Source organism: Bacillus sp. FSL K6-0069, from assembly GCF_038007785.1.
Classification (GTDB): Bacteria; Bacillota; Bacilli; order Bacillales; family Bacillaceae_G; genus Bacillus_A; species Bacillus_A mobilis.
This window is the reverse complement of record NZ_JBBOXN010000001.1, coordinates 2,508,997-2,527,096: the sequence shown is the minus strand read 5'-3', so window position 1 is coordinate 2,527,096 and position 18,100 is coordinate 2,508,997. Positions and strand designations below refer to the sequence as shown.

Here is an 18,100-nt window from a genome sequence, read left to right as displayed (position 1 = left end):
CCTCCTATACAGTTAAATGAATGAGTAATCCTATCCCAAATATAATTGCAATGATTTGATGTGCTTTTCTATACAATATCAAGTTTGTTTTTTTATTATGTTTCTGTAAGAAAAATCCAACGATTCCTAGTATGATTAAAATGAAAAGAGAGAATATACCACTATAAAATATAAGCAAATGCCGACTTCCTTTTAATAAGAAATAAATGCCGTGAGTAATTGATACAGCTAATACAGTATATCCAATTAACACATGAAACTTTTTAATAAAAAGGTATACATCCTTTATCAATTTAAACCCAATTATATTTTTCTTTTTTAAAAATAACCATATATGACGTAAAATCCATAACGATGCAGCTAAAATTGCGCCGTATTCACCGAAAGAACCTAATTTCTTATTTAACCATTTCATATTTAATGCGTTGCCGTATATTACATTAATAAATAACAATGCTATACTACAAAAAATAATAGTAATGCCTATAATTTTAACATACAAATGAAAATATTTATTTCTTAGTAGCTTCTCCAATTCATTCAAGCTCCTTCCTTATAAACCTTCTGTAACAAGCAGAATATCAAATTAAAAAGAAAGGAACATGAGAGAAAGATTAAAATAAAATGAGAATTTAAAGATCACTTGAATTTTCTATTGATCACTTTTAGCTAATTTTATTATATTTTGAATAAACGGCGCTTTTGCACTTGTATATGAAACACGATCAAACGGATATGTAGCTGCAAGTTTCTCTTTTAATTCTCTATATTCAATTTGTGCCCATTTATGTTCTATAAGAAAATCACGAAATAAAATGTTATTCTTCCACTCCTCACTATTATAAATATAAACATGTAAATGATGGGTACCAGCTCTCCATTTTCCCTTTCTAAAAAAACGCCAATTAGGTGTTTCTTTTGGAACATATTCATATCCAATTTTTATTAGCGCTTCAATCCACTTTTCGATAATTTGCAAATCCGTTACGCCAATCATCATATCTATTAGAGGTTTCGCTCCTAATCCCTCTACAGATGTACTTCCAATATGTTCAATAGCAATACAATCTCCTCCGAATAAAGAAATAAATTTCTCTTTTTCTATTACATACTCTTCATGCCAGTCATTCTGATATGGTTTAATTACGATTTGTTGTTCCACTTTTTCCACCTCCTTATAATTGTTTATTATTATATTTATAAAATTTCATGTGATTAACATAGGGTTTTCACAAAATATGTCGAATACTGAAATATACAACTTAATTATAATAAATGCGAGGTATATTATGAAAGCTAATCCAGTTGAAATTCAGTTGAATCAAATAACATTCCAATTAAAAGAACATCATAATTTTGATTGGCTTACGAAATTAGGAACCGTATTTGCGGTTTTTGACCAGCAAGATTCAGGTAATCTATCTTTCGGTGTAGAAAAAGATGGGCATAAGAAATTTATTAAATATGCAGGAGCAAATACAATTGCATATAACGGTAGAACCAGTGATGCTATTGATAGATTAAAAAATTCAGTTTCCCTATATGAGACATTAAAGCACGAGTCGCTTATACAATTAATTGAGCATTTTCCCGTTCAATCTGGATATGTTTTAATTTTCGATTGGTTTGATGGTGAATGTCTTCATTCGCATTGGAGTTTTCCGTCCCCTGAGAAATATAAAAATCCAAACTCTCCATTTTATAAATTTAAGCATTTATCAGTTATGGAACGCATTCAATCCTTAAATTCAATTTTTTCTTTCCATACATATGTCGAAGAGAAAAACTATGTAGCAATAGATTTTTATGACGGTAGTATTTTATATAATTTTCATACAAATGAAACGCTGATTTGTGATATAGATTTATACAATAAGAAACCCTATGAAAATACAATGGGACGACTATGGGGATCCTCGCGTTTTATGTCCCCTGAGGAATTTCAGCTAAACGCTATGATTGATGCGAGAACAAATGTATTTAATATGGGGGCAATGGCTTTTGCTCTTTTAGGTGGTGAAAAAGATCGTTCCTTTATAAAATGGGAAGCAAATAAGGAGTTGTATGAGATAGCTTTCCGTGCTGTAAGTGAAAACCGTATGGAACGATATGCATCAGTTGAAGAATTTTATGAAGAATGGTTAAACGTAGCAAATACTGAAAAGATATAAACCTATATTTTTCAAAAAAATATATAGTGTATACTATTATCATGTATAACATAGATACTTTCATAAATATTGTATATTAGTACTGTCTACTTGATTAAGTCTATTTTTTTAAATGACATTTCAACGATAATTTATGTCTATTTTGTATAAGTGTTAGCAAGTTCCTTTACAAACTTGTTAGCACTTTTTTATTTCTTCTAATACTAAACCTTATAAATCCAACATGCTATGCCGTTATATCCCCGGTCTCTATTCTCTGTATTTCGTAACACTAAGTAATTTTATAAAAATGCCTATGTATATATTGAATATAATACTTTTATTTATTAAAAGGATATAATATTATATAGACTTCAGTAATTTTCGGCATCTTCTCAGTAAATACTCCCAAACCATATTTGTACTGAAGTAATGCATCTTCTGTTGAATTTCTACCTTTATGTTCCATTTTATTTTCAACTCCACATCTATCATGTATTAAACACAGATTAGTATGGGCCTAAACAGGTTTGATTACTCTAAATCGGTAACAGAAAAGAGGTTTAAAAATTTTGAATTATATTTTTCTTCAATCTCTATTGCCGTAATGAATCCGAAATACTTATTCATAAAAACTCCACATAATTTTACTAAAAAGAAAAATACTAATACTTGTTCCAATGCTTTACTTCAAAGGATTGAGACAAATTTATTACTAACTACGATACAAGGAGGCATCACTGTGGACATTCGTGAAGGATTAATTCCAACAGCTCTAGGTACAGCAGTGACAGCAGCAGGTTATGCTCTTAAACAAACTCGTGGAACTAATAAAATGATTGCAAATACAGTATTTGGTTTTGGTTTAGCTCACGTTGTTTTAGGTGTAATTGATCTTGTTGAACATCGTCGTTAGAACGAAAGGCAAGCATTAATATATGCTTGCCTTTTTGGCAGTGCAATTATTATGCATATTTGAAATTGTATTTGTATGACGTAATCTTATTAATAAAATCATATGGTTACACTACAGGAAGATTAGAAAATAAAACTTTGTACATTGAATTATACAAAATGAAAAGGTGATAAAATGGAATTTTCTTCTGAAAGTAAAACATATCATGCTGGTGACATTGTCTATATTTTTTACCGAAATCCTCATACTCAAGACGTAGCTAACATACAAGCTGCAGCAGTTGTAAATAATCCTGAAAGACCTAATGAATTGGCACTATTTCTTTATGAAACGTATTATCCACTAACAAATGAAATGGCTGTATATGCTACAGAAGATGAGGCTAACCGAGCGTACACTTACTATTATGGTGATATTTCAGAGGGGCTGTTGGAATGAATAAACCATTTATGCCTAAGCTTGTATATTTTGAACCTAAAGCATTAGATTATCCTTTGGGTAGAGAGCTTTTTGAGAAGTTTTCAAAGATGGATGTTGAAATTCGTCATACTACTTCGCATAATCAAGTGAGAGATTTGCCAGGCGATAACGATTTTCAAAAATATCGAGTAGCAAAATCTACACTTGTTGTTGGTGTTAGAAAAACGCTGAAATTTGATACTTCCAAACCTTCAGCGGAGTATGCGATTCCTTTTGCAACAGGATGTATGGGACATTGTCATTATTGTTATTTACAAACAACGATGGGAAGTAAACCATATATACGCACGTATGTAAATGTTGAAGAAATTTTAGATGCTGCTGACAAATATATGGAGGAGCGTGCACCTGAATTAACAAGATTTGAAGCGTCGTGTACTTCAGATATTGTAGGAATCGATTATTTAACGCATACTCTTAAACGAGCCATCGAGCATTTTGGAGAATCGGAATATGGTAAATTGAGGTTTGTTACGAAATTCCACCATGTAGATCATTTACTTGATGCTAAACATAATGGAAAGACACGATTTCGCTTTAGTGTAAACGCTGATTATGTGATTAAAAACTTTGAACCAGGAACTTCTCCCTTAGCGAAACGAATTGAAGCAGCAGGAAAAGTAGCTAGAGCAGGCTATCCTCTTGGTTTCATTGTAGCCCCTATTTACCTTCATGAAGGCTGGCAAGATGGATACTATCACATGTTTGAGCGCCTAAATGCTGAATTACCTCTCGATGCTCGGGATGATATTACATTTGAATTTATTCAACATCGTTTTACAAAGCCAGCTAAGAGGGTGATTGAAAAAAACTACCCGATGACAAAATTAGAATTAGATGAAGATAAAAGAAGATATAAATGGGGGAAATATGGAATCGGAAAATACATTTATCAAAAAGAAGAAGAAGAGGATATAAAGAATTATCTATATTCCTATATGAAACAGTTCTTTCCTAATGCAAAGTTAGAATATTTTACATAAAATGAATGCACAACATTCTTTTCTTCACCACTCTAAGAAATTACTCACTCTAAAATATGATGCTAATGCAACATACCCTTTAGAAGCATTAGAAATTCAAATCCTAAACCTTCTAATTTCTTTTCTCTATGTTTGATAACTGTAAAAATTGAAAATTATAAAGGAGTGAATAAAAGTTCTCGAACAAATCCTCTATTCATAATTTATCTAATAAGAAAGAGTTTAATATCTACTATATTAAATGAAGGGACTATTTTGTAGAACAGATTAATATTTCAACCGTATTAGTTAAAGCTGATGCTAAAGGAATTCTATACAACCAGCATTTTCTAACAGTGAAAGTAATTCATTTCCGATAAAAAAGAAAATCGTTGCTTCACGAATTGTACTATTTGTTCCCATGATTGCATCCGCTTTGGTAGCAGCTGCAACCAAAAGAAAAAGCACCACCTTTTTGGCGATGCCTTTAAAACCAACTTTGCTTTTCAGTTCTCCATTAAATTCTGCTGCAAATACACCGGTAATATAGTCAATTGCTGCCATAATAATAAGAACTTTCAACGTTGTATCCCATCCTCACAAAAAGTATCCGCAGAAGCCACCGAATGAAACTATAAATGCTTTCAGTAATACATCAATACAATCCATCTTTTCACTCCTTATTTATAATAAAAAAAGAGAGATGCTTGTCCCTCTCTCAATAAGTACTTTTATTTTTATATTTTAAATCATCCCTTTTAATATTAAACCCAAAACCGACATAGTGATTGCGCTAATAATAATTCGTAAAATCCAAGTTGTATTCGTGCTAATTTTTTCTAATTGCTTATTAATTGTTGCTATGTCTTTCTCATTAATTGTTGTGCGAGTTTCTAAGTTACGTATATCTCGCATAATCTCTTTTTGTTCTGCTTTTAAACTATCAATTTTCACATAAACATCTTCCAAAACGTTCACATCCTTTTGTAATCTTAATAAATCAATCTTTACATGATATGAGACAACCTTATTCATGGTGAATTCATCGCAGGAAATTCCATACAAAATAAAAAGAGCTTACGGCTGCTCTGATTTCTCATTTATTAATTTTCGAACAAACTCTTCTAATGTTGCTATCTTGTTGTTCATTAATGTAATTTCTTCATTATGCTTACTCTCCATTTCTTCTAATTTCACATTTTGATTTTCTTCAAGTTCCTGTAAAGCTTTGATTGTTTTTCCTTGATTTGATACTACATTGTTTAAATTACTAATCGTAGAAGATAATCGGCTTGCAGTTTGTTCTATTGTTGTAACTTTATTTTAAATTCAATGTAATAAAATACAAATCTCATCCATCGCTTTTTTTGTTCATTGTGTTCATTTGTTTTGTTAGTTCTTAAATCGAATTACAACTATATCTTCGTATTTAATAAGTATAAATTTAGAAAACCCTTAAACAAAAAAAGAGTGCTGTGAAGAAACGCACTCATTCAAAAGACTTTACCAATCCTTACGCTTATCACAATCACAGTCACGATCATGATTACATCTACGACGACATTCATCACAATCACAGTCGCGGTCACGTCTACAACGACGGTCATCACAATCTCTCTGTCTGCGTCTGCAGAACATTAAATCATCCCAAAATCTATTACAATCTCGGGAACGTCTGAAATTACAATTACAACCCATAAATATAATTACCTCCTCTTAACTTTAGGATTCATCATATTCTATGCAAAAAAACAAAAATGGCTTGTTTACTAGTCTACTTTCTACATTTTAAAGTAATAATATTATTATCTAATCTCTAGGTTTCAAATATATTCTCCTTATCTTTCCTTAACAACAAACAAGACGCCACCAGATCACGGCAGCGCCTACAATAATTGCTATTAACTAAATCAAACTTATTTATCCTCATATTATTTATTTCTTTGCTTCCATATCCCATTCTCTTTGCGATAAGTATTTTTACCATCCATGAAGTCAGCTGTATTACCAGGAATGCTATATTTCTTATTCTTTTTCTTAGCCTTCTTCATCAGCCTTTTCTCTTCTTGAATATTTTGCAAATCTGCCTTCCATTGTTTCAACAAATCCTTTTCACGTCGCATCGAATTTGTACCCCTTGGTTTAAATATGAATCAAATAATTAGATTCTTCATATTTATATACTTATTTAGACCAAATGTCCATTTTGTTCTAGTATGCGGGTAAGGATTTGCACCTTACATAGAGTTGTTTTATTAAAGACGACTATCATCACTTACCTAGGAACGTATCTGAGTTACTACAGTGTCTACCTATTCCACCACCGCATTACGTTTAATGTATAATTTCTATATAACAAAGAAAAAAGCACCTAAATGGGTGCTTTTTTCCGAATCATCTTTTTCTATATCGTTTTCTTCTGCTTCTTTTTACTTCCTTCATTTCTTCTTGCTTAACTAGTTTTTCAAGGTATAAACATACTAGCTTATAAACACTCTCTTTCCGCTGATTTTCCTGCTCTTTCTGTTCTTCTTTTTCTTTCTGTTCTCTTCTCTTTTCCTGTTCTTCCTGTTCTTTCTCTTTCTGTTCTTTCTCTTTCTGTTCTCTTCTCTTTTCCTGTTCTTTCTTTTCTTTCTCTTTCTGCTCTCTTCTCTTTTCTTCTAGCTCTTTCTCTTCAATACAAATGTCAACCAGTTTACTAAAGAAAATAATCTTACTATGCTTCTTTTTCCCAGGTCTCAATACGAAAAGAATAAAAGTTATGATTGTAAAAATCCAGAAACCTGTTACGGTAAATCCACTAATCTGCATAGAATTAGTGGATCCATTAATCATCTTTGCATTAACGAAAAATCCAGTTGCAAGTGCAGAAAATAAAACCGTAACAGCTGGTAGAATCATTGAATCCATTTTAAGTGGATCATGGTACTCAGATAAACTTTCTATTCTTGCTTTAACATACTTTATATCATTTTTTTCTAACTCCATTAATTTATCCTTATTAGATAAACTATCAGTATCATTAGAAAACTCCTTGGTATGTACATAACTATCTACGATAAATTCAACAAATCTCTTATCTTTTTTATAAAGCAGATTTTTTTTAAAATCCTTTTGGTCCTGTTGTGTAATTTTAAACACTAGCATTCACCCTCTATTTAGACATTTAAAATTAATCAAAAGTAATACTATCTTTTCATTTAAATTTTAAAGTAATATTCGAAAAATGAATAGCAAAATCTTCATTACTACACTATTCTTGTATCCAAAGTTAATGGGAAGTAACCTTTTTTATAAATTCCTTTATGTCACTTATGAATCTAGTAGAGAAAATACTAAATTTAATAAAAAACACAAAAGCCACGACACTCACACTGTGGCTGAATATATAAATATAATTGGTCTTTCTTCCTTTTTGCGGGTTTTTACCGCCCTTTCCCGTTCTCCGGTAACATTTTGATAACAGGGCTATGATCATTGATTGTGAGCGCATAGATACACTATCCCCACGTTATACTCTTTTCAAAGAACAATTAACTGTAGGAATAACTGCCATATTTTCTGTAACTAAAGAATTTCAAAAACCAGAAAAAAGAAAGTTTTGGATTACATTCGAAACTTTAATTCTAATCGGGGCAGCTTGGATGTTAATAGGACTTCTCATGTAAACTACATAATTAGTACCTCCCCTGAATAAAACCCATTATTCCGTCAATAATGTAGACAACCCATTAAGTTACTTTCTCCTTGTTCCCCCTTGGAGAACCAAGCAGTTAGCCTTTGCTGACTGCTTTTTTGTGATTCATCGTCACATTATGATGAAATAGTCATATATTATCTCGAAGTAAAAAAACCTAATTCACTTTTCTCTTAAAGAGCACTGTTCAAAGGTGCTCTTTTTAAGTTTGTCCGAATAAAATTTAAAATCCTGTACATACTGTTGATAACGCTTTTCTTAGATACTTTTCCATTGAATTCTCCTTCTGGAATGAGCAGTTAGCTTTTGCTAGCTGCTCTTTAATTTATGAAAAAAAGATTAGATTCTTTATAATTTTTTCTTTATTTCTCAATATAAAGAGTCTTGGATTTTTGCTAACATTCCTTTACTATATAAACAAAGAGTAGGGTAAGAGTTACTCTTTGCCATTTTAGGAAAGGTTCTGTTGGGGACAACGGGGCCTTTTTCGTAAAAGGATTATTTTGTTAAGTTCCTTGTAAATTATTTTCTTCTATCTCTTGGCTTTCTTCTTTTATTTGACCGATTAATGAAACTACTGAGCCAACTGCTTGGACCCAACTCCCCGTAATTACTATAAGCTGTCCATCCTCCTCAAAAACCTCCTCCCTTTTATCCCGACTGGCTTTCAATTCATCTATCCCGCCTATTGCCTGCAATGAATTACCTGTCGCTTGTAACAGATTCCCCAAAATGTTATACGATTCATCTATATTTGAACTATCCTCTATTTCCTCACCTATTGCGGTAACACCACCTAATGTCTGTACCCAGTTCCCTGCAATCACTAATTTTTTTTGCGTTTCATCTTCAAAATCTATAATGAGTCCTGTTAGAACCGTTATATTACCGATTGATTGGATTCCGTGACCAATAAATTCAAGGGATATTTCTTGTTGCCCATCAGCTTCCAGACCATTCCCCGTCGCCTGTAATACATTGCCCCATATGCTCAAGTCTTTTCTTATTTCACTGTTCAAACTTTTTAAAGGGGTACTCCCAATCGCAGCAATAATTGTCCCTACTGCAACAAACCAAGCACCAACTATCTCCTTAATTGGATCATCCATTCTTAATCTACTCCATCATTAATTTATTACTTATAGGATATGAAATTGCGCATATCCAGGTTAATATCCTACTTCTCTCATCACTTGAATAAAACTCAATATTCCGTAAATAATATAGACAAGGCTTTAAAAGATCCGCCTTAAATTTTTCCCACTCTAATTCTCTTGGCCGAGAACCGAGCTGTTAGCTTTTGCTAGCTGCTCTTTTGTGATTCATCGTCACATTATGATGGAATGGTCATATATTATCTCGAAGCAAAAACCCTAATTAACTTTTCAATATCTCACTTTTCCCTTAAAGAGCACTTTATTTAGTGCTCTTTTTTGGTATTTCAAATACATACAATATGAAATTTTTATTGTAAATAATGAACTTCCAACGCTACTCAATTGTAAACATACATACAATATCATTTATCTATAAAGGGGCGTTTTTATATGAATCTATATCAAAGAATATCTTTAATAATGGTTATTTTAGTACCACTCCTTTTCTTAACTGTCAGCCTATTAACTGGTCGATGGGGGTTCTTCTTTTGGAGCCTACTGCCTAGTTTTATAAGTGGGATAACAGCTTTCACCTCTTTAAAAAAAACACGACAGTAGACAAAAAACTTGCAAAGAGTGCCTTTACAAGGCGCTCTTTTTTAAAAATACTTACCAAATAGCGTTTTTGTTGATTTTCCGTTGACATTTTGTTGATTTTTTCTTCACATTTAAAAAAAACAAACATATGGATATTGTATGTAGTCTCTCCGCTCATAGAGATCTACCTTTCTTATCGAAGAGCACGCTTATATGTGTGCTCTTTTCCCGTTCTTATGAAATAAAGGCTTCACATACATTAAAAACGTACATACAATAATCATGATCATTTCATTTAAGCCTTGGTTGTAATTCAAAGCTATTAATTTCACCTGCAGCTTGACGTATTTTTAATCCGGATTAATAATCTGTCTCTGCCTTACTATCAAATACATGGCCGTCTAGTTTTACTTTTTTGTTGTTATATTAACTCATTGTTTTTCTCTTTTTCTTTACTGATTAACTGAGTAATTTCATAGACACCGTTTATCAAATATTCCATGTATCTTCACCCCTTGAATATTTTTTTAATAAAAATACATACTATTTTCAAGCCGCCGTATCCACGGCTAATACCTCTTTCTTTTGTTACAGTTGTAGGCAGGTAGGTTCTTCACTTATCTGCTTCCTCTGTATATTTTTTAAAATAACGAGAACAATACTTACAAGCTGTTTGAACTAGCAGCATCACTCTTCTTGTAATGGGAAAGCAATTTATCACAATTAGCTAACTCGTTCGACTCACTGGCAGACAACCAAAATTGTTGTCTGCTTTTTGTATGAGATTTTTGATTTTACATATACTAGTCTTGAGCCTGTTACCAATGCAAGCCATTTTGGTGTTTTGAATTCCGACTAAGTGTTTTTGTTGCATAGATTATTACATCTTTGACAACACTGTTTTTAAGCACGTTTCTGGTTATTCGTAGTTCTAATCCAGAATAATTTTTCTCCTATAAAGGACAGCAGGTACGACTGCTAGTCCTTTTTTCTTATACCGCATTTTCCCCCTTCTGGTAGCTTCGTACAATATTTCTCTCAATATGTAAATAAAAAGCACTCATAATGAGTGCCTTTTTACACGTTATAACCAATCCATTTTTGTTCTAAAGGTGTATTAATTAAATACCATACTTGGTTTACAGTAACATTTTGCCACTCAACATAACCTACTGCATTTGGGTTGCCTGGACTATTATATAGCGGCTTTTTATTCATAACATAATGCTTTAATTGTAAGTCATCATCCACCCAAAGTATTGACTCAACATTTCCCACTACCATAGTTGGTGTAGAACCAATACCCGTAAATACTAATGCTAATGCAAAAAATACTGCTAATAACTTTTTCATCTTTCTTCCTCCCCTTGAATTGTTTTATATTGCCATTGATTACACAGCTTGATTTTCTGAATATTATAAATATTAAATTAGTAGCATCTGACAATCGTATCCTATAACTGAATTTGTTCATATATGGTAAAATGTATCTATCGCTGATATGTCCAAACATGTAATTTTCATAGCATCAAAATTACAACTAGACTTATACAACATGATTCAAAACAAAATGAAGGAGTGTATTGAGTGAAAGGACATATTCGAAAAAGAGGAAATAAGTACTGTATTGTTATTGATCTAGAGACAGGAAAAAGAAAACAGAAGTGGTTCTCTGATTATAAGACGAAAAAAGAAGCTGAGAAAGATGTGGCGAAAAAAATTACGGAGTTAAATGAAGGGATTTTTGTGTAGCCATCTAAGCTTACTTTAAAAGACTATCTGGTTCAGTGGTTAGAAATTAAAAGGATGAGTTTAGAAAGAAATAGCTACGTTTTTTATAGTAGCAATGTACCCCACCATGTTTATACCTAGCATAGGAAAGATTGCACTTCATAAATTAAATGTTATGCACATTCAAAAATGCTATAAATCAGCACTAGATACTGGTATTTCAAATAATTACATACTCCTATTGCATCGAATACAAATTAATAAAGAGAAATTACGAACGGTTTCTGCTTATAAAGATTTAGATTTAATTAATTGCAATAAGTCGGGTGGGGTTTTATTCAGAAATGTTTTCAGGGAAAAGTTTTATAAGGAAATAAAAAATACAGCAGTGAAAAAAATTAAAATTCATGATTTAAGACATACACACGCAACTATACTATTGAAACACGGAGTTAGTCCTAAAATTATCAGTGAGAGATTAGATCATACAGACATTTCATTAACGCTTAGGGTTTATTTTCATGTTTTACCGAATATGCGGGAAGAAGCAGTAAAAAATTCCGGTAAAAGTTGCTTTAGCTAGCCAAACAAACCTTGTATTATCAAGATTTGTTCAACTCAATACATGTTATCATGTATAATACATATAAAATGGAAATTCAAAATAACGAGGAAAATATTATGAACTTTGTTTATATTAATCAAAATGTATTAAATAACCTTCTTTACATTTTAAGTAGTATATTTATTTTTTATTTTATATATGATAACGGGCGCTATATAAAGAAATATAAAACACTACTTATTACTCTTTGTTCAAGTATCCCACTTATTTTATGTATGAGATACCCTATCTATATGGATGAGAGCTGTATTCATGATTTAAGACAAATTCCAGTCATAATTGGTACACTTTATGGCGGGTTCCCTGTCGGTATCATATTGTTTACAATTTTACTAATTACAAGATTTTTATTTTATGGCTTTAACATGCTAACTGTCATTGTTTACGGGATAATGTTCATTATTACAGCATTCGCATCTTCAAAATTTAATACATATAATAGAAAACTTAAAGTAGCTTATGCAATGTTTTTAACATTTTTTCTAGCAATATTTACAACCGTAATTGTATTAACTTTATCAGATTTTGAAGTAAATAATTTATATATTATTTATTTCATAATATTACCGACTACTTTAATGTTATTTATTGTTTATATAAATGAAGTTATAAAAGATGCAGTAAGTATGCGATCAAAATTAATAAAAATGGAAAAAATGGAGATTGTTAGCCAACTCGCTGCTAGTATATCGCACGAAGTAAGAAATCCCTTAACTGTCGTAAAAGGATTTACACAGCTTTTAAAAACACCGAATTTAACTCCTGAATCGAGAGACGAGTATATTAAACATATACTTGAAGAGTTAAATCGTGCCCAAGAAATTATCGATGATTACTTAACGTTTGCCAAGCCTGCTCCAGAAAAATTAGATCATATTTCAGTAGAACAAGAGTTAAATCGAGTTATTAATATGATTTTTCCATTATGTAATATGAATACAATACATATTACAAAAGATTTCTCTAAGGCAACGATTGTTGGTAATAAACAGCACTTTCAACAATGTTTTTTAAACTTAATAAAAAATGGTATTGAAGCAATGCCTAATGGTGGTACTTTAAATATCTCTTCATCTAGTAGTAATAATAAAGTTATTATACGAATTGAGGACAGCGGCATTGGTATGTCACAAGAGCAAATAAATCGATTTGGCGAACCATATTTTAGTACGAAAACGAAAGGTACAGGTTTAGGTACCATGGTTGCTGTTAAGATCATTGAAACGATGCAAGGTAGTTTAAAAATCCGAAGCGTTATTAATAAGGGTACATCTTTGACAATTACATTTCCAAAATGGAATACGAACTCATCTGAAAACAAATAAAAAAGGAGCATTTATGCTCCTTTTTTATTTGTATCGATACATAAGTATCTTCTATGTTTTTTTAGTTTACATTTGTGGAGACTAATTAGAAATTAGTACCCTCCGCCCCAGCAGCTGCATCCTACGATAATTAATAAAATAAATAACACAACTAATAAAGCGAAACCTCCACCAAAACCACAAGAACCACCGTAACTCATAATTTCTCCTCCTTTTGGTTTGAAAACTAATAGGTAGTTGATCATTTTAACTGGTTCGTATTATACATTATGTAAATATCCTTTTTTTGAGCATGTCTACAAAAAAATAAGTAAAAGCACTCATTTGAGAGTGCTTTTACTTATTTGAGAGTGCTTTAAAATGGATACCAAAAGTTTTGAAATACATGTAACTTTAAATATACTGCTACAATTAAAATAAAAACGCCTATAAATAAAGCAATGAAATCCCCGCTTTCAGCTTTATTTGTATAAAACCACGTACGTTTATCTTTTTTTCCAAATCCTCTTAAATCCATTGCATTTGAAACTGTATCGATTCTCTCTAGTGAATGAATAATTAAAGGCCAGAAAATTAAGACACGGTTTTTCATACGAGTCCATAAACTTGCTTCTCCTTTTTCAAAGGCTACTCCTCTCGCCTCTTGTGCATGTTTAATAATTTTATATTCAGACTGAATATCAGGTATATAACGTAACGCAATTTTTATTGCATAGGTTATCTTATAATGAATTCGAAATTTACTTAAGCTACTCACAAATTCACTTGGATCAGTCGTATAAATAAAAATAAGTGTAAATGGTAATAAAGTAAAATATTTTAATGAAAGTGTAGCCGCATAAAATATTGTTTCATAAGTAATTGTCGCATATCCGATATGTAAAAACGAAGTATATGATTCAGTTAATTCAGATCCATGGGTTGGTGTAATAAATAAAATCATGACAGAATTTAATAAACTAAATGTAAATATAACACTAAAAACTATTAAAATTTTACGAAATGGAATTTTTGCAATTAGAAGTCCGATACAGCCAATCACAAATACTATAAACAATATACGAAAATCAAAAAACAAAAAAGTAAGCGTCATACAAAAAATAAATAACAACAATTTCACTGCTCCATCCATACGATGAAAGTATGTACTATACATGTTCCTCCCTCCTAGTAACCTCAAAATAAAGTTCTATAAACCTTTCAGGATAGGAAATTCCACTAAAATTAACTAGCTTGAATAAAGAACTTTCCCTTAGGCTCGCTCTTTGTAGCGTTTTTGAATGACTTAATACAATAGACGCAGTATTATTTGCAATAATTTCCCCTTCATGTAAAATGATTGCTCTGTCTGCATATTCTAATGCGAGATTCATATCGTGTGTGATAAAAATAAAAGATATTCCCTTTGCAGCTAGTTTTTTAATAAACGACATAAATTGTTTGTAATGATAATAATCTTGTCCCGCTGTCGGTTCATCTAAAATGACCAGTTTAGGATTTGTTGTTAGTACAGATGCAATTGTTACTCTCTTTTTTTGTCCATAACTTAATGCCTGAATTGGCCAATTACGAAATGGATACAAACCACAAATTTTTAACGTTTCTTCCGCTCTAAGCTTAATTTCTTCCTTTGAAACCTTTTTTAATTTTAATGAAAATGAAACCTCTTCTATAACAGTAGGTTGCGTAATCATATGATTTGGATTTTGCATCACATAAGATATAATCTCTCCACGTTTACGAATAGACCAAGAATTAATATTTACTCCATCAAATAAAATCCTATCATTTTTTGTTTTGTTTATACCTATAAGACTATGAGCTAATGTTGATTTTCCAGCTCCATTATGACCTAAAAGTGCTACAATTTCCCCTTCTTTTATTGAGAAATTTACATTTTCTAATACTTTTTGTTTATTAGGATAGGAGAACGACAAATTTTCAACTTTCAATAATTCTTTGTTTGTAGGAGTGCTTTTACAAAAAACTTGCTTCTCCATCCACTCATTTATTGCGCTACTTACCCTTTCTCTTTGAAGATTTTCGAGTGGATATATTACGCCATTATTACCAACAAAAGGTAATCTCTTTAATCCTTCTATGTACATAGGTTCTCTTAAGCCGATAGATGGTAATATATTTGACGTTAAAATCTCTTGTGGAGTGCCTATCGCAATAATTTCCCCGTCATCCATTAAAATGATTTTATCTAAATCCAGATTTAACATTTCCTCTATACGGTGTTCAATAATTACAATAGTTTTATTATATTGTTTATGTATATCTTTAATAAGTTCTATTGTATGTAAGCTACTTACAGGAGCTAAATTCGCTAAAGGTTCATCAAATAATAATATATCGGCATTCGTTGTTAACAACCCTGCTAGAGAAACAGTTTGTTTTTGTCCCCCTGATAATTCATGTGGACTTTGTTTATGAAAAGAATGCATCTTTACCTTTTTTAATGAATCTGAAACAATTTTTTTCATAGTGTTTTGATTTACACATTCATTTTCTAAATAAAAAGCTACATCTTCTTCTACTGTAAGACCAATAAATTGAGCATCTTGATCCTGCAAAATTGTTCCTACCTGTTTACTCTGTTCAAAAATACTCCCTTTCCTCGGGTCTTTTCCAGCAATTAAAATATTCCCAGTACTAATCCCTTCATAAGAAAACGGGATTAGCCCATTAATACAATGAGCTAACGTTGACTTCCCTGAACCACTACGTCCAGCAATTAATACTTTTTCCCCAGGATATATATGAAACGTAATGTCTTTTACAGTAGGCTGCGCCGCATGCTCATATTGAAAGCTAAATTGTTCAAAAGAAATAATTGGTTGCATGTTAACATCCCTACTTTTCAATTTTTAAATGTGTGTGTTTCTTATTAGACTTAGCTAGACCTATTGTAATTGGTAACCCAAGTACTAAAAATACAATAACATCCGCAATTGTTGCTCCTAATACTTGTATAACAATTTTGTCAAACGGTTCTCCCATCACAATAATATCGAATGCACCAGCAAATATAACAGCAATGACAATACCAAGTAACCCCGCAATAGCTAAATAAGAAATATTCGCCTTATTATACGTCCCGTTTTTCACACTAAAGCCAACTCTTTTTTGAATGAGTCCCATTGCAAAGCCGATAATGCCTGAACTAATAACCCATCCCCACCAAATACCCCAACCAGCGATTGTATCCGTTACGGTATGACCGATAAGTCCTATTAGCAGTCCTGCCACTGGGCCAAATAACGCTCCAAAAACTGTTAAAATAGCTAATGCAGGTTTAATAAATGTATTTGGTGCAATAGAAAATCCCCAAAGTCCTAATATGCCGTATAATGCTGCTCCAATTCCGATTGCCACTACTAACTTCGTTGATAATTTGTTCATTACAATTCCCCTCTCATATTAGTCAACTTTTATTACTCTATATTTATTTTGAAAATGAATTATGCATCGACACTCCCTTTCTATACAACAAAAAATGACCCCTTATATAAGAGGTCATTTTCTTTCACGTTCAAGAATCCTCTTATCTTCCAAAAAACACATCGTGTCCTCTGCGGAATTAGCACCTTCCTATAAATGTACATAGGGGTTGCTGAGGTTTCAAAGGGCCGTTCCCTCCACCTCTCTGGATAAGTATTAATTTGTAATTCGTATTATGGCACTAAGAAGAATAAATTTCAATACTTTTCTAATTATTTTTATTTTTTGTTAAATGATACATTTAAATCATTGTATTCTTATCGGAATTGTGAAATAATGAACTCAAAATTGTTTCGGGAGGAATGTATGATGAAAGTAATTGGTTTAATTGGTGGACTAAGTTGGGAATCTACATCGTTATACTATAAACATATTAATACACTTACACTCTCTCAATACGATCAAAATGCAAAGCTTGTTTTATATAGCATGGATTTTGGTGAGATAACTACCTTACTACAAAATCATCAATATGAAGAAGTGAAAAACGAATTAGTAACCGTTGCAAAAAAGGTTGAAAATTCCGGGGCTGAATGTTTATTAATGTGTTCCAATACAGTACATTTATTTGCTGAAGAAGTAGAACAGGCAATATCAATACCACTCCTTCACATCGGTGATGTAAGTGCTAAAGAAATGGTAGAGCACAATATAAAACGTATTGGACTATTAGGAACAAGACAAACGATGGAACAAGACTTCTATAAATCTCGTCTAGCGAATTATAACATTGAGACAATCATCCCAATTAAAGAAGAGAGAGATTTTATACATCATGTTATTTTAAATGAATTAAGTAAAGGAATTATTTCAGAATCATCAAAAGAAAAGCTATTACAAATTGCAAAATCATTAATTCAAAATGGTGCAGAGGGTATATTACTTGGATGTACTGAAATTCCTTTGCTTATTTCTCAAAACGACCTTACTGTACCTGTTTTTGATACTGCTTTAATACACGCAAATACTGCTGTGCAGTTTGCAGGATAATAATATAAAAGCATAAAGGTTGC

General features: G+C 31.6%; 18 protein-coding genes, 3 pseudogenes and 1 riboswitch. Of the genes and pseudogenes, 7 read left to right on the top strand and 14 right to left on the bottom strand.

Annotation, left to right across the window (positions count from 1 at the left end; all coding sequences use genetic code 11):
- Positions 1 to 4: 4 nt before the first annotated feature.
- A complete protein-coding gene (locus tag MHB74_RS12860) occupies positions 5 to 535 on the bottom strand; it encodes a hypothetical protein (RefSeq protein WP_061678537.1) in 531 nt (176 codons plus the stop codon).
- Between the two features lie 117 nt (positions 536 to 652).
- Entirely contained in the window at positions 653 to 1,162 is a 510-nt protein-coding gene (locus MHB74_RS12855; protein WP_061678536.1) for a GrpB family protein, read from the bottom strand.
- 127 nt (positions 1,163 to 1,289) lie between these two features.
- Here MHB74_RS12855 and MHB74_RS12850 point away from each other — a divergent pair, with 127 nt between their 5' ends.
- Positions 1,290 to 2,171 carry a serine/threonine protein kinase gene (locus MHB74_RS12850; RefSeq protein ID WP_061678535.1) on the top strand — a complete coding sequence of 294 codons (882 nt, stop codon included), beginning with the start codon at positions 1,290 to 1,292 and terminating at the stop codon, positions 2,169 to 2,171.
- 346 nt (positions 2,172 to 2,517) lie between these two features.
- Here MHB74_RS12850 and MHB74_RS12845 read toward each other — a convergent pair.
- Positions 2,518 to 2,619: pseudogene (locus MHB74_RS12845) on the bottom strand (carboxymuconolactone decarboxylase family protein); the annotation flags it as partial.
- A 273-nt stretch (positions 2,620 to 2,892) separates the two neighbouring features.
- Between MHB74_RS12845 and MHB74_RS12840 the strand changes: the two are divergent.
- The 3 genes from MHB74_RS12840 (at position 2,893) to splB (ending at position 4,529) form a co-directional block, all read left to right on the top strand.
- Entirely contained in the window at positions 2,893 to 3,066 is a 174-nt protein-coding gene (locus MHB74_RS12840; RefSeq protein ID WP_000354585.1) for a hypothetical protein, read from the top strand.
- Positions 3,067 to 3,240: 174 nt separating this feature from the next.
- A complete protein-coding gene (locus MHB74_RS12835) occupies positions 3,241 to 3,504 on the top strand; it encodes a transcriptional regulator SplA domain-containing protein (RefSeq protein ID WP_061678534.1) in 264 nt (87 codons plus the stop codon).
- On the top strand, positions 3,501 to 4,529 hold the full coding sequence (gene splB, locus MHB74_RS12830) for a spore photoproduct lyase (RefSeq protein ID WP_061678533.1): 1,029 nt from the start codon (positions 3,501 to 3,503) through the stop codon (positions 4,527 to 4,529). Before MHB74_RS12835 ends, splB begins: the two co-directional genes overlap by 4 nt.
- Positions 4,530 to 4,779: 250 nt before the next feature.
- Here splB and MHB74_RS12825 read toward each other — a convergent pair.
- From MHB74_RS12825 to MHB74_RS12795, 7 genes and pseudogenes are all read right to left on the bottom strand, one after another.
- Positions 4,780 to 5,177 (bottom strand): annotated as a pseudogene (locus tag MHB74_RS12825) (phage holin family protein).
- Between the two features lie 75 nt (positions 5,178 to 5,252).
- Positions 5,253 to 5,477, bottom strand: coding sequence for a hemolysin XhlA family protein (locus MHB74_RS12820; protein WP_061678532.1), 225 nt, complete (start codon positions 5,475 to 5,477; stop codon positions 5,253 to 5,255).
- 534 nt (positions 5,478 to 6,011) lie between these two features.
- Positions 6,012 to 6,206 carry a hypothetical protein gene (locus MHB74_RS12815; RefSeq protein ID WP_081110276.1) on the bottom strand — a complete coding sequence of 65 codons (195 nt, stop codon included), beginning with the start codon at positions 6,204 to 6,206 and terminating at the stop codon, positions 6,012 to 6,014.
- 233 nt (positions 6,207 to 6,439) lie between these two features.
- Complete coding sequence (locus MHB74_RS12810) at positions 6,440 to 6,631, bottom strand: hypothetical protein (RefSeq protein WP_061678531.1); 192 nt, start codon at positions 6,629 to 6,631, stop codon at positions 6,440 to 6,442.
- Between the two features lie 271 nt (positions 6,632 to 6,902).
- Positions 6,903 to 7,649: a hypothetical protein gene (locus MHB74_RS12805; protein ID WP_061678545.1), complete on the bottom strand. Its 747-nt coding sequence runs from the start codon at positions 7,647 to 7,649 to the stop codon at positions 6,903 to 6,905.
- Positions 7,650 to 8,711: 1,062 nt separating this feature from the next.
- Positions 8,712 to 9,314, bottom strand: coding sequence for a DUF6944 family repetitive protein (locus tag MHB74_RS12800; RefSeq protein ID WP_061678530.1), 603 nt, complete (start codon positions 9,312 to 9,314; stop codon positions 8,712 to 8,714).
- Between the two features lie 1,662 nt (positions 9,315 to 10,976).
- On the bottom strand, positions 10,977 to 11,252 hold the full coding sequence (locus tag MHB74_RS12795; protein WP_061678528.1) for a hypothetical protein: 276 nt from the start codon (positions 11,250 to 11,252) through the stop codon (positions 10,977 to 10,979).
- A gap of 234 nt (positions 11,253 to 11,486) precedes the next feature.
- Between MHB74_RS12795 and MHB74_RS12790 the strand changes: the two are divergent.
- Positions 11,487 to 12,213 (top strand): annotated as a pseudogene (locus MHB74_RS12790) (tyrosine-type recombinase/integrase).
- 98 nt (positions 12,214 to 12,311) lie between these two features.
- Entirely contained in the window at positions 12,312 to 13,580 is a 1,269-nt protein-coding gene (locus tag MHB74_RS12785; protein ID WP_061678527.1) for a sensor histidine kinase, read from the top strand.
- Between the two features lie 92 nt (positions 13,581 to 13,672).
- Here the strand turns inward: MHB74_RS12785 and MHB74_RS12780 are convergent, their stop codons facing one another.
- The 4 genes from MHB74_RS12780 to MHB74_RS12765 form a co-directional block, all read right to left on the bottom strand.
- Positions 13,673 to 13,780, bottom strand: coding sequence for a YjcZ family sporulation protein (locus MHB74_RS12780; protein WP_000120182.1), 108 nt, complete (start codon positions 13,778 to 13,780; stop codon positions 13,673 to 13,675).
- Between the two features lie 155 nt (positions 13,781 to 13,935).
- Positions 13,936 to 14,736 (bottom strand): energy-coupling factor transporter transmembrane component T family protein, encoded by an 801-nt coding sequence (locus MHB74_RS12775; protein ID WP_061678526.1) that lies wholly within the window; start codon positions 14,734 to 14,736, stop codon positions 13,936 to 13,938.
- Positions 14,729 to 16,429 (bottom strand): ABC transporter ATP-binding protein, encoded by a 1,701-nt coding sequence (locus tag MHB74_RS12770; protein ID WP_061678525.1) that lies wholly within the window; start codon positions 16,427 to 16,429, stop codon positions 14,729 to 14,731. The genes MHB74_RS12775 and MHB74_RS12770 overlap by 8 nt, the downstream gene beginning before the upstream one ends.
- Positions 16,430 to 16,439: 10 nt before the next feature.
- Entirely contained in the window at positions 16,440 to 16,988 is a 549-nt protein-coding gene (locus tag MHB74_RS12765; RefSeq protein WP_061678524.1) for an ECF-type riboflavin transporter substrate-binding protein, read from the bottom strand.
- A 139-nt stretch (positions 16,989 to 17,127) separates the two neighbouring features.
- Positions 17,128 to 17,243: riboswitch (SAM riboswitch) on the bottom strand.
- Positions 17,244 to 17,393: 150 nt separating this feature from the next.
- On the opposite strand from MHB74_RS12765, the gene MHB74_RS12760 reads away from it, so the two are divergent.
- Positions 17,394 to 18,077, top strand: a complete 684-nt coding sequence (locus tag MHB74_RS12760) for an aspartate/glutamate racemase family protein (protein WP_141658063.1) — start codon at positions 17,394 to 17,396, stop codon at positions 18,075 to 18,077.
- Positions 18,078 to 18,100 lie beyond the last annotated feature (23 nt).